Source organism: Tessaracoccus yangjingae (assembly GCF_055326235.1).
In genome coordinates this window covers 24660-38598 of sequence record NZ_JBUZNN010000008.1, presented here as the reverse complement: position 1 = coordinate 38598, position 13939 = coordinate 24660, and the positions used below count along the sequence as shown (strand labels likewise).

The window sequence follows — 13939 nt, the reverse complement described above, 5'->3', positions numbered from 1 at the left end:
CGGTCAGGCTCCCTTGCCGATGACGGTGATCCGCACCCCGTCGAAGTTGGCCGGGTCGAGGACGCGGCGCCCGTCGACGATGGCGGTGACGCCGGGGAGGGCCGCGGCGGTGAGGTCGCGGTACTCGGCGTGGTCCGTGTGCAGGATGGCGAGGTCCGCCTCCTGGCCGAAGTGGTACGGGGCGAAGCCGTAGCGGCCGAGCTCCTCGTCGGTGAACATCGGGTCGTGGACGGCCACCTGGGCGCCTCGCTCGCGCAGCTCGGTGACGACGGGGAACACGCCGGAGAACGCGGTCTCCTTGACCCCGCCGCGATAGGCGGCGCCGAGGACGGCGACACGCTTCCCGGTCAGGTCCCCCGCGAGGCCCTGCAGGAGGTCGACGGCGTGGGCCGGCATGGCCGCGTTGGCGGCGCGGGCGGTGGACACGACGCTGGCCTCCGGGTCCGTCCAGAGGTAGAGGCGGGGGTAGATCGGGATGCAGTGGCCGCCCACCGCGATGCCCGGGCGGTGGATGTGGCTGTAGGGCTGGGAGTTGGAGGCCTCGATCACCTGGTAGACGTCGATGCCGTTGCCCGCGGCGAAGCGGGCGAACTGGTTGGCCAGGCCGATGTTGACGTCGCGGTAGGTGGTCTCCGCGAGCTTGGCCATCTCGGCGGCCTCCGCGGAGCCGAGATCCCACACGCCGTTGCCGCGCGCGAGGTCCGGCCGGTCGTCGAAGCTCAGCACGGCCTCGTAGAACGCCTGGGCGCGGGCCGCGCCCTCCGGGGACAGGCCGCCGATCAGCTTGGGGTACTTGCGCAGGTCCGCGAACACGCGGCCGGTCAGGACGCGCTCCGGGGAGAACACCAGGTGGAAGTCGCGGCCCTCGACGAGGCCCGAGCCCTCCTCCAGCATCGGCCTCCAGCGGGTGCGGGTGGTGCCCACGGGCAGGGTGGTCTCGTAGCTGACCAGGGTGCCCGGCTTCAGCCCCGCGGCGATCGCACGGGTGGCCTCGTCCATCCAGCCGAAGTCCGGCACGCCCTCGGCGTCGACGAACAGCGGCACCACGACCACGACGGCGTCCGACTCGGCGACGGCGGCCGTCGTATCCGTCGTGGCCCGCAGCCGTCCGGCCGGGACCAGCTCGGAGAGCTTCTCCTGCAGATGCGCCTCACCGGGGAACGGTTCGGTGCCGGCGTTGACCAGGTCCACGACCGCCTGGTTGACGTCCGCCCCGATCACCTCATGCCCGGCATCGGCGAACTGGACCGCCAGCGGGAGTCCGATCTTGCCCAACGCGACGACCGTGATCTTCACTTGCCTGTTCTCCTTCGTTCCGCCTGCGACCCCGTCGCAGACTCTACCCCTCGCGGGCGGACACACCGACGGGCCCGCTGGTGCGGGCCCGTCGGTGGGTGGTGGTTCTGGTTGCTCAGTGGGCGCCGATGGCGACGAAGCGGTCCGTGGCTGCCGACTCGATCATGGCCTCGCAGACCTCGACCACGCGTGCGCCCTGTTCCATGGTCACGATGTCCGCGTCCTTGCCGAGGACTGCGTCGCGGAAGTTCTCGTGCTCGGTGCGCAGCGGCTCCGGCTTCGGGATCGCGAACCGGGTCACGTCGCCCTCGGACACGCCGCGGAACTGCGCGATGTCGTCCCAGGTGGTGGCCACCAGGCCGTTGGCGTAGAACGTCAGGTCCGCGGTCAGGGTGTCGGCCACGAACATGCCCTTCTCGCCCGTCACGACGGTGAGCCGCTCCTTGGTGGGCGAGAGCCAGTTCACCAGGTGGTTGCTCATCAACCCGCCGCTGAGCTGGCACGTGGCCGAAACCATGTCCTCGTACTCCCGGCCGGCCTTGCTCACCGTGCGCGCCGCCACCAGCTCGTAGTTGCGCTGCGTCACCCACGCCGTCAGGTCGACGTCGTGGCTGGCGAGGTCCTTGACCACCCCGACGTCGGCGATCCGCGCCGGGAACGGCCCCTGCCGGCGGGTCTGCACCTGGTACAGATCCCCCAGGTCACCGTTCTCCAGCCGCTTGCGCAGGCTCTGCAACGCCGGGTTGTACCGCTCGATGTGGCCGGTGGCACCCACCAGGCCCTTCGACGCGAACGCCTCGGCCAACCGGCGGGCCGCCACCGTGTCCTTCGCCAGCGGCTTCTCGATCAGCGCATGCACCCCGGCATCGGCCAGCGCCAACCCGATCTGCTCGTGATACGCCGTCGGCGTGGCCACCACCACATAGTCCACGTCCTGCGCGATCAGCTCCTCCACCGAGGCCAGCACCGGCAGCGACCCCGCCACCCCGTGCGGGTCACCGGCCGGATCCGCCACCGCGACCAGTTCCACCCCGTCGATCGAGCGCAGGTTCCGGGCGTGATGGCGACCCATCATGCCCAACCCGATCAGGCCCGCCCGCAGAGCCGCCACCTCAGGCACCGGCCTTCGCCAGCGCGTTGACCGCGGCCACGACGCGCTCCAGGTCACCCTGCGACAACGACGGATGCACCGGCAGCGACAGGCACTCCAGCGCCGCCTGCTCGGTGTTGGCCAGATGCACATCCACCTGGAACGGCTTCAGACGATGGTTCGGCACCGGGTAGAACATGCCCGAGCCGACGTTGTACTCATCCTTCAGCGCCTTGGCGAAGCCGTCACGATCCTCGGCCACCCGCACCGTGTACTGGTGGTACACGTGCACCGCACCCTCAGCCACCGGCGGCGTCACGACACCCTCCAGGTTCGACGACAGGAACGCCGCGTTCTCCTGACGCGTCGCGGTCCACGCCCCCACCTTCGTCAACTGCACTCGGCCGATGGCCGCATGGATGTCGGTCATCCGGTTGTTCAGCCCGACGACCTCGTTGTGGTACTGCTGCAACATCCCCTGATTGCGGTACAGCCGCAGGTTCCGCTCGACCGTCTCGTTGGCCGCCGACACCATGCCGCCCTCACCCGAGGTCATGTTCTTCGTCGGGTACAGCGAGAACATCGCGAACTCGCCGAACGCCCCCACCGGGGTCCCGTTCAACGCCGCCCCGTGCGCCTGCGCCGCATCCTCGAACAACATCAGACCGTGCCGGTCCGCGATCTCCCGCAACTGCACCATCTTCGCCGGATGCCCGTACAGGTGCACCGGCATGATCGCCTTCGTGCGCTCCGTGATCGCAGCCTCCACCGACGCCGGATCCAGCGTGAAATCATCCAAGGCGATATCCGCGAACACCGGCGTGGCACCCGTCAACGCCACCGAGTTCGCCGTCGCCGCGAACGTGAACGACGGCACGATGACCTCGTCACCGGCCCCGATCCCACACGACAACAGACCAAGATGCAGCCCCGACGTACCCGAGTTCACCGCCACACACGCGCGACCCAGACCGAAATGCGCCGAGAACTCCTCCTCGAACGCCTTGACCTCTGGGCCCTGGGCGATCATCCCGGAACGCAGCACCCGATCAACGGCCGCCCGCTCCTCGTCGCCGATGATGGGCTTGGCCGGGGGAATGAAGTCGTTCACTTAAGAAACCTCCACAAGCGTGTTGTCCTGCTCCTGATACTGCTCACCGGTCTGCGGGCACACCCACAGCCCCTCCGTCGCGCCGGCCTCCAGCGGAACTCCCGCCCGGCCCACCCAACGGATGCGCTTGGCCGGCACGCCGGCCACCAGCGCGAAATCCGGCACATCCTTGGTCACCACGGCGCCGGCGGCCACCATGGCCCAGCGTCCGATCGTGACGGGGGCCACGCAGACGGCGCGCGCGCCGATCGACGACCCGGTCCGGCAGGTCACCCCGACCGCCTCCCAGTCGTCGCCGCGCTTCAGCTTCCCGTCGGGGTCGATGGAACGCGGGAAGTGGTCGTTGGTGAACACCACGGCGGGGCCGACGAAGACGCCGTTCTCCAGCACCGCGGGCTCGTAGACGAGTGCGTAGTTCTGCAGCTTGCAGTTGTCCCCCATGGTCACGCCCGTGCCCACATAGGCGCCGCGCCCGACGATGCAGTTCTCGCCGAGGACCGCCTGCTCGCGGACCTGAGCGAGGTGCCAGACCGAGGAACCCTCTCCGATCACGGCATCCGGGGATACGTCGGCGCTGGGTTGGATGCGAACGGTCATCGCTTCCCTTTCTCTCGTCGAGGGTGAGCATACCGTGCGGCCTTCCGCCGGCTGCGGACGGTGGCGGCTGAAGGCAACAGCTCCGCGATCAGCGCCGCCGCGTCGTCGTACGGGTTGGGCCGGGCCCTCGCCGCCTCGCCGGCGGCCCTCGCGGCGGAGACGAGCGCCTCGCGGTGCGCCGTCTCGGACGCGAAGCGCCGCAGCTCCGCGACGGTCTCGGCGTGGCCGTCGACGACCGCGCCCGCCCCCGTGCCCCGGATCAGCTCGGCGACCCTGGGCAGCGGTGTGGCCACCGTCGGCAGGCCGCACGCCTGGTACTCGTAGACCTTCGACGGCATCGCGTCCCGGAAGGCGGGTGTGTCCTCCAGCAGGCACAGGCCGACGTCGGCCCCGGCTGCCAGCGCCCAGGCCTTGTCCGGGGGCAGCCGGTCATGCGAGGTGATGCGGGCGCAGTCCGGTTCGAGCAGGCGCGCCTCCAGCCAGGCGCGGTCCGGCGGGGCGACGGGGCCGACGAGGTCCAGCGACCAGGGCCGGGCGTCCCCGGAGGTGGCGGCGACGGCCTCGACCATCGCGTGCAGCCCGCGGCTCCGCCGGTTGTCGCCGATGTAGACGGCGCGGAAAGGCCCGTCCGCGCGGTGGCTCCGGATGGGCGGCAACAGGCTGAGATCGGGTTCGTTGCGCATGACGGATCGGCGGGGGGCGTCGCGCGGCGGAACGTGCTCGTCGGCCACCAGCACCAGCTCCGCGCGGGCGATGAGCCGCATGAGCAGGCCGACGGCGCCCTGGAGGACGGGCAGCAGCGGACGGGGCACCCAGGGGCGGTCGGTGAGCAGGGCGCGGTAGTCCTCGTGCACGTCGGCGACCCACGCGCCGCGCCTGAGGCGGCTGCTGAGCCAGGCCATCGGCGCGGTGTCCGGATCGATGGTGAGCAGGACCCCGGCGCGCATCCGCCACGGCCACAGCAGCGCGCGGAGCGCCCGCGTCACGGCCCCGGCCCGGGGGGCGGTGCGCACCGTGGCCCCGGCCGGACCCGCGGCCGGATCGCCCAGGCCCATCACCGCGACACTCAACCCGGCCCGCTGAAGAGCAAGGACCGTGCGGTGCAGGCGGGCGTCCGCGACGTCATGCCCCGTGGTGACGAGGCCGACGTCGGCGCTCAGAAGTCCTCCATGACGATGGCCTCGTCGCCCACCTTGAGGAACTCGAGGTAGGCGTCGCACACCTCCGCCGGTTCGCCGCGCTTGATCAGGCGGCCCTTGTGCAGCCAGATCACCTCGTCGGAGAGCTCCTGGATGGTGGAGAGGGCGTGCGAGACGAGCAGCATGGTGCCCGCGCTGCCCATGAGCTCCTCCATCTTCTTGCCCGCCCGCTGCTTGAACTGCGCGTCGCCGGCGGAGAGCGCCTCGTCGATGATGAGGATGTCCGGCTCCATGAACACCGCCACGGAGAACGCCAGGCGGGAGAACATGCCCGAGGAGTAGGTGCGCATCGGCATGTCGATGAAGTCTCCGAGGTCCGCGAACCCCGCGATCTCCTCGAACTTCTCGGTGACCTCGGCGCGGGTCAGGCCGGCGGCGAGACCGCCGATCATCACGTTCTCGCGGCCGGTCAGCGCGGAGTTGAACCCGACCCCGAGCGCCAGCAGGGTGGACACCTTGCCGCGGACCTCGATCTGGCCCTTGGTGGGGGGCAGGATGCCCGCGATGGCCCGCATCAGCGTGGACTTGCCGGCACCGTTGGCGCCGATGAAGCCCGTGCACTGGCCCGCCGGCACGTCGAAGGTGACGCCCTTGATGGCGTTGACCTCGCGGAAGCGCACCTTCTCCTTGCGGGCCTTGCGGACGAGAGCGTTCTTGAGGGAGTTCTTACGCTCTAGGTTCACCCGGTAGGTGATGTGCAGGTCGTCGACGATGACCGCGGCATCGTCCGAGTGCACGGCGGGGGGCGTGACCGACTCGTGAGCGACGGGTTCCGGGTCTCCGGTGGTGCGCTCCAGCGGCGTATCAGAGGCGGACAGCGAACTCACGCTCCCTCGAGACGAAGTACAGGGTGCCGAACACCGCCAGGGCGACCGCCCAGAGGGTGCCGCCCACGAAATAGCTGGTGGCCGGCATGTGACCGGCCAGGGCGTCGTGCCAGATGCCCAGCACGCCGAAGACGGGGTTGAGCTGGATCCACTGGCCCACGTGGCGGCCGATGGGTCCCTCCAGGAACATCTCGGCCGAGTACAGGACCGGGGAGGCGTACAGCCAGATGCGGATGAAGTAGGGGAGGAACTGCGAGGTGTCGCGGAAGTACACCTGCCAGGTGGCCACGAGCGCGCCGAGGCCCAACCCCAGCAGGGTGGACAGCACGATGGCGTAGAGCATCCAGAGCATGTTCCAGGACCACGGGAGGCCCCAGATGATGTGGATCACCAGATAGACCAACAGGGTGGGGAGGAACCGCCGCAGCCCCACGTACACGTTGGAGAAGATGAGCAGCATCTTGGGGAAGCTCATGTTGAGCACCAGGCTGCCCGCGTTCGTCACTGCGTTGACGCACGCCTGCATGGCGCCGGTGATGTAGAAGAAGAGGAACAGGCCGGCCGCGATGTCCGGGAACGTGTGGCTGGCCGACCCACCGGAGAGCACCACCACGAGCAGGAAGTAGACGCCCGCGAGGAGGAGGGGGTTGACCACCAGCCACAGCTGCCCCAGCACGGTGTTGGTGTTCGAGGCCCGGAGGTTGGTGTGGGCCAGCTCCAACGCGAAGTCCCGCCGGCCCCAGAGTTCGCTGAAGTAGGCGCGGAGGTTCGGCACGCTCGCCTTGTGCGGCTTGTAGATCCGCCTCTGCACGGGGGCCCCACCGGCCTTCCGAGACTCAGTCAACCTCTCACCAACTCCCACATCTCAGCGTCCGCCGGGTCAACCGACCCGCGGATCGATGCCAAGTGTCCCATACACCCGCCGGAGCGCCGCCTCGTCCTCCGGCCAACTGAGCCGCGGCCGCGCCTCGCGCACCTGACGGACAAGCTGAGGGTACTCCGCCTGCGCCCGCCGGACGGCGTCGGCGAACGAGGCCGCGTCTCCCGGCCGGTACAGCACGCCCAGGCGGTGCTCGCGCACCAGCTCGCCGAGCTGGCCGACGTCGGTGGCCACCACCGGCACCCCCAGGCTGACGGCGTGGAACAGCTTGTTCGGCATGGCCAGGCGGTGGTTCGGCCAGCGGTCGGAATGCGTGACCAGCGCCAGGCCCGCCTCCGCGATCGCCCGCGACACGTCGTCGAGGGGAAGGGCCGGCAGGACCGAGGCGCGGCCCGCGTCGAACGTGGTGAGCCACGTCCCGTCCCCGGGGCCGACGATGGTGATCGGCAGCTCGACCTCCCGGCTGGCCGCCGCGATCACCTCGAGCTCGCGGTAGGCGCCCACCCGTCCCGCGTAGACGGCGCCGCGGGGGCGTTCGGGCAGCACAGGGAGCTCGGCCTCGGGAAGCAGGGGGAAGGTGTTGCGCACCACCGCGACGTTCCCCCAGCCGTACTGGCGCCGCAACGCGTCCGCGACCCCGGGCCCGACGGTGATCACCGCGGCGGCCCGCCCGCCCCATTCGGCCTCCTGGCGGCGCTCGCGGCGGTCCTGCAGCGGCGTCGGCCGGTACTCGCGCGGCACGCCGGTCCACAACTCGTGGGAGTCGTAGACCAGCGGCACGCCACGCTCACCTGCGAGCCTGGCACCCGCGCCGAGTGCGGTGAAGTCGTGGGCGTGCACTACGTCGAACGAGCGGGCGGACGCGTCGGCGTAGGCGCCCTCCGCCCACCGGCCGAAGGCGCTGTTGCGGTGCTGCGGGAGCAGCAGCCACCGGCCGACCCGCGCCGGCCACGACAGGCGGCGGCCCGACAACGAGGTCCCCTGCTCGCCCCTGAACACCGACGACGTGCCGACGCTGGAGACCGTGATGCCCTGGCCGGGCCGGAATCCCGCGGGGACGGACTTGCCGATGATGTGGACGCTGTGTCCGGCACCGACGAGCCCCCCTGCCTCGCGCAGCACCCGGGTGTCGGTGGCCACGGAGGTGGCGACGAGCATCAGGACGCGCATCAGCGGGCCTCTGCCGCATCCACCGGCGGCAGGCCGAAGAGAGTGGGATCGAGCTCGACGCTGGGCCGCACCGCGGGGTTGGCGTCCCAGAACGCGGCCAGGTCCGCAGCCGAGGTGAGGTCTCCCAGAAGCGCCAGCGTGCCGGCGCCGGCCGCGTCAGGCGTCGCGGCGGGCCGGAGGCCCTCCACCATCCGGCGGGCCTTCCGCAGCGCGCGTTGAGGGACCGAGAGCGGACGCGCGGTTGGCTTGGGCTGGGGTACGCCGACCGTGTGGACGACTGCGCCCTGGGCCTCGGCCAGCGCGACCTGCGGCTCGACCGCCGGTGAGCGCCAGGTCCTGCGGGCGAACACCTCGACCCGGTCCGGCGCGGGGCCGGCCTGCCCGGACGCCGCCCGCGCAGGGCCCCACGGGGCCACGCCGTAGAGCTCCGCGAGGCGTGCGCTCACGGCCGCGGGACCGTATCTGGCAGACAGCTCCCGGCGTGCGCCGGCCGGATCGAGGCCCTGAAGGCCCTCCTCGATGTCGGTCACAGCGTCCAGGATCCCGGCCGGGTCCTCCGCCACGTCGATGAACCGGCCGCACAGCCGGATGGTGTCCCCGAGCGCCTCCTGGGGGCCTCCGCTCCTGGTCACCACCACCGGCAGCCCCGCCGCGACAGCCTCACTCACCGCTAGGTGGAACGTCTCGTAGCGGCTGGGCGCGACCAGCACGTCGAAGCGAGGCAGCGCCGCCAGGACCGACGGCTTGGGCACGTTGCCGTGGAACCTCACGCGGCCGCCCAGGCCGGCGACCCGCACCGAGTCCTCAAGCTCCCCGCGGAGGGGCCCGTCGCCGAACAGGTCGAGGGTGGCCGCCGGGCGCTCCCCCGCGAAGCGGGTGAAGGCGGCCATCAGCCGCTGCACGCCCTTGATCTCGAGCAGCCCTCCGACGAAGACCCAGCGGTCCAGCGTCTCGGGGGGCGCGTCCCGACGGGGGGCGCCGTCGAAGTCGACGGGGTTGGGCACCACGACCACCTTGGCGTCGTTGCCGGGGAGGTGGCCGAGGATCAGGTCCCGGACCTGGCCGCTGACGCAGGTGAGGTAGGAGGCCCGGTCCAGGACCTCCGCGTAGAGCTCGCGGCCGGCCGGGTCCGCGAGCACGGTGCGGGCCTCGCTCGAGTGCTCGGTCACCACCACCCGCGTCGCCGGACCGGCGAGACGCGCGGCCAGGAGGCCCCCGAAGTAGGTGACGTGGCCGTGCATGACGTCGGCCTCGAGCCCCGGCAGCGCATCGGCCACGGCTGAGACCGCGCTGGCGGCCCGCTGGGGCACGCTCCATCCACCCACGAGCGCATGCGGCACCCGGGTCACAGTCCCGAAGTCCCCGCGGGCGTCGAGGGCGCCGGCCGCGCCCATCCGTCGGATCAGGGCGTCGAAGGCAGGGCGGTGGGCGTCGACCAGCTCCTGCGGCCCACCCGGCCACTCGACGGAGTTGACCACCCGCACGTCGAAGCCTCCGGCCGCCAGGCGGCTCCATTCGGCGACGAAGTTGCCCAGCACGGGGTTGCCCAGCGAGGGATACCAGGGCGTGAGGACCGCGAGGCTGCGGTCGGTCATGCGTCGAGCTGGAGGAATCCGGCCAGCACCTCGGCGGCGCGTCGGCCGTCGTGGAACTCGAGGACGTAGGCGCGCCCGGCGGCGCCGATCCCGGCGGCGCGCGCCGGGTCCTCGAGCAGGCCGGCCAGGACCTCGCCGAGCGTGTCGGCGGTGGCGCGCACGATGGGCGGCTCCCCCGGGTAGCGCTCGGCCACCCGGTCCGCGAGGTGACCCACCACCACCCTGCCTGCGCTCATGGCCTCGACGGCGGCCAGGCCGTAGTCTCCGATCCGCAGCTGGTCGATGACGATGTCGGCGCCGAGCACCAGGGACCTGACCTGCTCATGCGGGATGTCCTCCTCGCGCACGTAGCGGATGAGGCCGCGCGACTGCAACTCCTCGCACGCCGCGTCGACGTACTCGGAGCCCTTGATGCCGCTGCTCGGGATGTGCAGGACGACCGGCGGCTTCCCGTCGGCCATCGGCACCCTGTCGCTGGACCAGAGCCGGGTGTCGACCGTGAGGGGGAGCCAGGTGGCGTCGGGCAGGTAGTCGAACAGGTCCGCGGTGGTCACGAAGGCTGGGCCGTCGAAGGCCCTGACGTGCGGGGTGAGGTGGTCCACCCGCCGCTGCAGCTTGGCGGTGAGCTCCGCCATCTCGCCCTGCAGCTCGCCCCGGAAGGGGGACCACGCCTCAAGCCGGGCGTGCTCCCTGGGGTTGCGGATGTCCGAGCCGTGGAACACGAGCCCCTGGCGGATGCCCTGGGCCCGCAGCCACTCGGTCTCCTGCCAGAAGTACTTGCCGAACGCGTTGCCCACGATGGGCCGGCCGGACTCGCTGAGCACGTGGGTGTAGCGGTTGACCAGCCTGGCCTTCAGCCGCTCCTGCCAGTAGCGGGTGAGTGACTGCGTCTGGGTGAACACCTCGTCCGCCGGGTAGTTCTGGTCCGAGAGCTTCAGCCACGCCGAGTCCGCGATGACGCGCGGGCGCTCGCGCATCAGCGCGTGGGCCCACTCGGTGGCCTGACCGGCCGAGTTGGTGGTGCCGATCCGCAGCCGCGGACGCGGCTCGAAGAGGTCCGAGTCCGACAGGCTGGCCCGCTGCGCGAGCATGTCGCGGCGGATGCTGTAGAGCTGGGCGGTCAGATCGTGCGGCCGCAGCCCGGCGCGCAGCTGGGGGGTGAGGGTGGCGAGGCACGTGTCGACCAGGTTGTGGCTGAAGTGCTCGAAGGTGTGCTCCGCCACCAGCTCGTCGGTCAGCCTGGACCTGTAGCTGTCCAGATCCCCGAGCAGCTTCGTGGCCGCCTGGGCCAGCGACGCGGGGTTGGAGTGCTGGAACACCTCGCCGATGCCGAACCTCGTGATCCGCTCGCTCAGCCACTCCATGTCGGAGGTGAGGATGGGGAGCCGGGCCTGTACGGACTCGAAGTACTTGTTGGGTGCGGCCCAGTTGTGGTTGCCGACGGGGAGGAAGGGGAAGATCGCGGCCGTGGCGGAGGCGAGGTAGTCGGCCACCTCATGGGTGGGCGCGAACGGCACGAAGTGCAGCCTGTCACGCACCCCCAGGCGCCGGGCCTGCTCGTCGAGCTCCAGGGTGTAGGAGCTCGGCCGCCGGGCGCCGATCGCGAGATGGACGCCCGGGAGCAGGGTGAGCGCCTCGACGGCGTCGTGCACCCCGCGGTGAACCGACAGGCCGCCGGCGTAGGCCAGGAGCGGCGCGTCGGGATCGATGTCGAGGAAGTCCCGGATGGTCATGGGCCTGCCGGTGGCGGGCAGGTCCCCGATGGGCGCGTTGGGCACCAGCGGTGGGAGCGGGATGTCGTACTTGTCGCGGAGGAACTCCGCGATGGGCTCGCAGACGGTCACCACGGCATCGCAGCCGCGGATGTACTCGGCCTCCAGCGCCGGGAACCCCTGCAGCACGTTCGGGTCCTCGCTGGCGAGGCCGTAGACGTACTCGCGCGCGTCGTAGAGCACCGCGACCTTCCGTCCCTGGCCCCGGAACCGGTCGGCCACGCGGCGCGCCAGGTGCAGGAGGTGGACGTCGCAGACCACGAGGTCCGGCTCGAGCTCGACCACGCGGGCGAACATCGCCTCTTCCATGTCCGCGATGAACGGGAGCATCCCCTGCCACGTGGTGGGGTCCGGCCCCCCGATCTCCTCGGGGTGGCGGACCTTGTGCGCGACGGCCTGGACGGCGTGCTTGGCCCGCGCGGTGGCGCCGTCGACGACGGCCACGGCCTTGAGCACGGGCTGCGGGGGGCGGCGGCGCGTGGTCAGATGGAAGGTCTTGCGGACGGTGCGATAGACGAGGCTCAGCTTCTTCTTCGCCTGCTGGCCGTAGGTGAGGTAGTAGGGGATGCCGCTGATCTCGCCGACGGGCGGGATGCCGGTGCCGTACCCGACCATGGTCACCCTGAAGCCGGCCGCCGCCAGCGCCAACCCGTTGCGGTGCGCCCGGGCGTCGATCTCGACGTTGTTGGGCATCACAATGACGGCGTGGGGCTGCTGCATCTAAAAGTTCTCCGTCACGAGTGAGGGGCAATCCTGAGCTCGGAGCATATCAGGGGCCCCCTTCGCGACCCCCTGCATACGAGGGCCCGAACCTGGGCGGCGCCCACCGTTCGGCACACCCCCTGGGCCTCAAAGCATGACGACTACAGTGTCCTGCGTGTCCAAAGTCTTGACCTCCCTGCCCGTCGGCGAGCGCGTGGGAATCGCGTTCTCCGGCGGCCTCGATACCTCCGTCGCCGTCGCGTGGATGCGCGAGGCCGGCGCCGTCCCGTGCACCTACACCGCCGACATCGGGCAGTACGACGAGCCCGACATCGAATCGGTGCCCGGGCGCGCCGTCGCCTACGGCGCCGAGCTGTCGAGGCTGGTGGACTGCCGGGCCCAGCTCGTCGAGGAGGGCCTCTCGGCCCTGGCCTGCGGCGCGTTCCACATCCGGTCGGCCGGCAAGGCGTACTTCAACACCACCCCCATCGGCCGCGCCGTCACCGGCACGCTCCTGGTGCGGGCCATGGCCGAGGACAACGTGTTCATCTGGGGCGACGGCTCCACCTACAAGGGCAACGACATCGAGCGGTTCTACCGCTACGGCCTCATGGCCAACCCGCAGCTGCGCATCTACAAGCCGTGGCTCGACGAGGACTTCGTGGCCCAGCTCGGCGGCCGCGACGAGATGAGCCAGTGGCTCACCGAACGCTCGCTGCCCTACCGGGATTCGAAGGAGAAGGCCTACTCCACGGACGCCAACATCTGGGGCGCCACGCACGAGGCCAAGACGCTCGAGGAGCTGAACGTGTCCCTGGAGACCGTCCAGCCCATCATGGGCGTGAAGTACTGGGACCCGTCGGTGCAGATCGCGACGGAGGACGTCACGGTGCGCTTCGAGCTGGGCCGTCCCGTCGCCCTCAACGGCGTGCGCTTCGACGACCCGGTCGCCCTGGTCATGGAGGCCAACGGGATCGGCGGCCGCCACGGCCTGGGGATGAGCGACCAGATCGAGAACCGCATCATCGAGGCGAAGTCGCGCGGCATCTACGAGGCCCCGGGCATGGCCCTGTTGTGGATCGCCTACGAGCGGCTGCTCAGCGCCATCCACAACGAGGACACGCTGGCCAACTACCGCTCCGAGGGCCTGAGGCTCGGCCGGCTGCTGTACGAGGGCCGCTGGCTGGACCCGCAGTCGTTGATGCTGCGCGAGTCGATCACCCGGTGGGTGGCCTCGGCCGTTACCGGCGAGGTGGACCTGCGCCTGCGTCGAGGCGACGACTACACCATCCTCGACACGCGTGGCCCCCACCTCAGCTACCAGCCGCACAAGTTGTCGATGGAGCGCGTGGAGGACGCGGCCTTCGGGCCCACCGACCGCATCGGCCAACTCACCATGCGCAACCTCGACATCGCCGACTCGCGCGAGAAGCTCGAGCTGTACGCGGCCCAGGGCACCCTGCTGGCCGGGCATCAGGACCTGATCGGTCGCCTCGAGGCGGGCGGGGCCGCGGCCATCGCCGAGCTGGGCGCCACCGGCCCCTCTGACGTCGACGAGGCCGTCGCGGCGTCCTCCATGGAGTCCGGCACAGACTGATCGCCGTCACCGGCCCTACAGCCGCCGCTCACCTGCCAGGCACGGTGAGCGGCGGCTGCGCTATAGCCGAAAGTGAGTGCTCACCCTTGGCAGCCCGGCGCGG

Annotated in this window: 11 protein-coding genes; 1 reads left to right on the top strand and 10 read right to left on the bottom strand. The window is 71.0% G+C overall.

All coding sequences use genetic code 11. From position 1 onward, the window contains the following. Positions 1–3 precede the first annotated feature (3 nt). From ACZK5D_RS11900 to ACZK5D_RS11855, 10 genes are all read right to left on the bottom strand, one after another. Positions 4–1296: a nucleotide sugar dehydrogenase gene (locus tag ACZK5D_RS11900; RefSeq protein WP_463665429.1), complete on the bottom strand. Its 1293-nt coding sequence runs from the start codon at positions 1294–1296 to the stop codon at positions 4–6. A gap of 115 nt (positions 1297–1411) precedes the next feature. Further along, on the bottom strand, positions 1412–2407 hold the full coding sequence (locus ACZK5D_RS11895) for a Gfo/Idh/MocA family protein (RefSeq protein WP_463665528.1): 996 nt from the start codon (positions 2405–2407) through the stop codon (positions 1412–1414). A 1-nt stretch (position 2408) separates the two neighbouring features. After that, positions 2409–3497, bottom strand: coding sequence for a DegT/DnrJ/EryC1/StrS family aminotransferase (locus ACZK5D_RS11890; RefSeq protein WP_463665428.1), 1089 nt, complete (start codon positions 3495–3497; stop codon positions 2409–2411). After that, complete coding sequence (locus ACZK5D_RS11885; protein WP_458995918.1) at positions 3498–4094, bottom strand: acyltransferase; 597 nt, start codon at positions 4092–4094, stop codon at positions 3498–3500. Further along, positions 4091–5149: a glycosyltransferase gene (locus ACZK5D_RS11880; protein ID WP_463665527.1), complete on the bottom strand. Its 1059-nt coding sequence runs from the start codon at positions 5147–5149 to the stop codon at positions 4091–4093. Before ACZK5D_RS11880 ends, ACZK5D_RS11885 begins: the two co-directional genes overlap by 4 nt. Before the next feature lie 101 nt (positions 5150–5250). Then, positions 5251–6120 (bottom strand): ABC transporter ATP-binding protein, encoded by an 870-nt coding sequence (locus tag ACZK5D_RS11875; protein WP_458995917.1) that lies wholly within the window; start codon positions 6118–6120, stop codon positions 5251–5253. After that, positions 6098–6931, bottom strand: coding sequence for an ABC transporter permease (locus tag ACZK5D_RS11870; protein WP_458995916.1), 834 nt, complete (start codon positions 6929–6931; stop codon positions 6098–6100). Before ACZK5D_RS11870 ends, ACZK5D_RS11875 begins: the two co-directional genes overlap by 23 nt. 69 nt (positions 6932–7000) lie before the next feature. Then, the gene (locus tag ACZK5D_RS11865; protein ID WP_458995915.1) at positions 7001–8170 is read right to left on the bottom strand and encodes a glycosyltransferase; all 1170 of its coding nucleotides are present in this window, start codon (positions 8168–8170) and stop codon (positions 7001–7003) included. After that, a complete protein-coding gene (locus ACZK5D_RS11860) occupies positions 8170–9765 on the bottom strand; it encodes a glycosyltransferase (protein WP_463665427.1) in 1596 nt (531 codons plus the stop codon). The genes ACZK5D_RS11865 and ACZK5D_RS11860 overlap by 1 nt, the downstream gene beginning before the upstream one ends. Next, the gene (locus ACZK5D_RS11855) at positions 9762–12257 is read right to left on the bottom strand and encodes a glycosyltransferase family 4 protein (RefSeq protein WP_463665426.1); all 2496 of its coding nucleotides are present in this window, start codon (positions 12255–12257) and stop codon (positions 9762–9764) included. Before ACZK5D_RS11855 ends, ACZK5D_RS11860 begins: the two co-directional genes overlap by 4 nt. Before the next feature lie 148 nt (positions 12258–12405). On the opposite strand from ACZK5D_RS11855, the gene argG reads away from it, so the two are divergent. Then, a complete protein-coding gene (gene argG / locus ACZK5D_RS11850) occupies positions 12406–13836 on the top strand; it encodes an argininosuccinate synthase (protein ID WP_463665526.1) in 1431 nt (476 codons plus the stop codon). The last annotated feature ends 103 nt before the right edge of the window (positions 13837–13939 follow it).

What these genes read in the sequence shown, in the direction of transcription:
- ACZK5D_RS11885 (WP_458995918.1), bottom strand. Translation starts at nt 4,094, where the DNA reads ATGACCGTTCGCATCCAACCCAGCGCCGACGTATCCCCGGATGCCGTG.
- ACZK5D_RS11860 (WP_463665427.1), bottom strand. Translation starts at nt 9,765, where the DNA reads ATGACCGACCGCAGCCTCGCGGTCCTCACGCCCTGGTATCCCTCGCTG.
- ACZK5D_RS11855 (WP_463665426.1), bottom strand. Translation starts at nt 12,257, where the DNA reads ATGCAGCAGCCCCACGCCGTCATTGTGATGCCCAACAACGTCGAGATC.
- ACZK5D_RS11865 (WP_458995915.1), bottom strand. Translation starts at nt 8,170, where the DNA reads ATGCGCGTCCTGATGCTCGTCGCCACCTCCGTGGCCACCGACACCCGG.
- ACZK5D_RS11880 (WP_463665527.1), bottom strand. Translation starts at nt 5,149, where the DNA reads ATGGGCCTGGGCGATCCGGCCGCGGGTCCGGCCGGGGCCACGGTGCGC.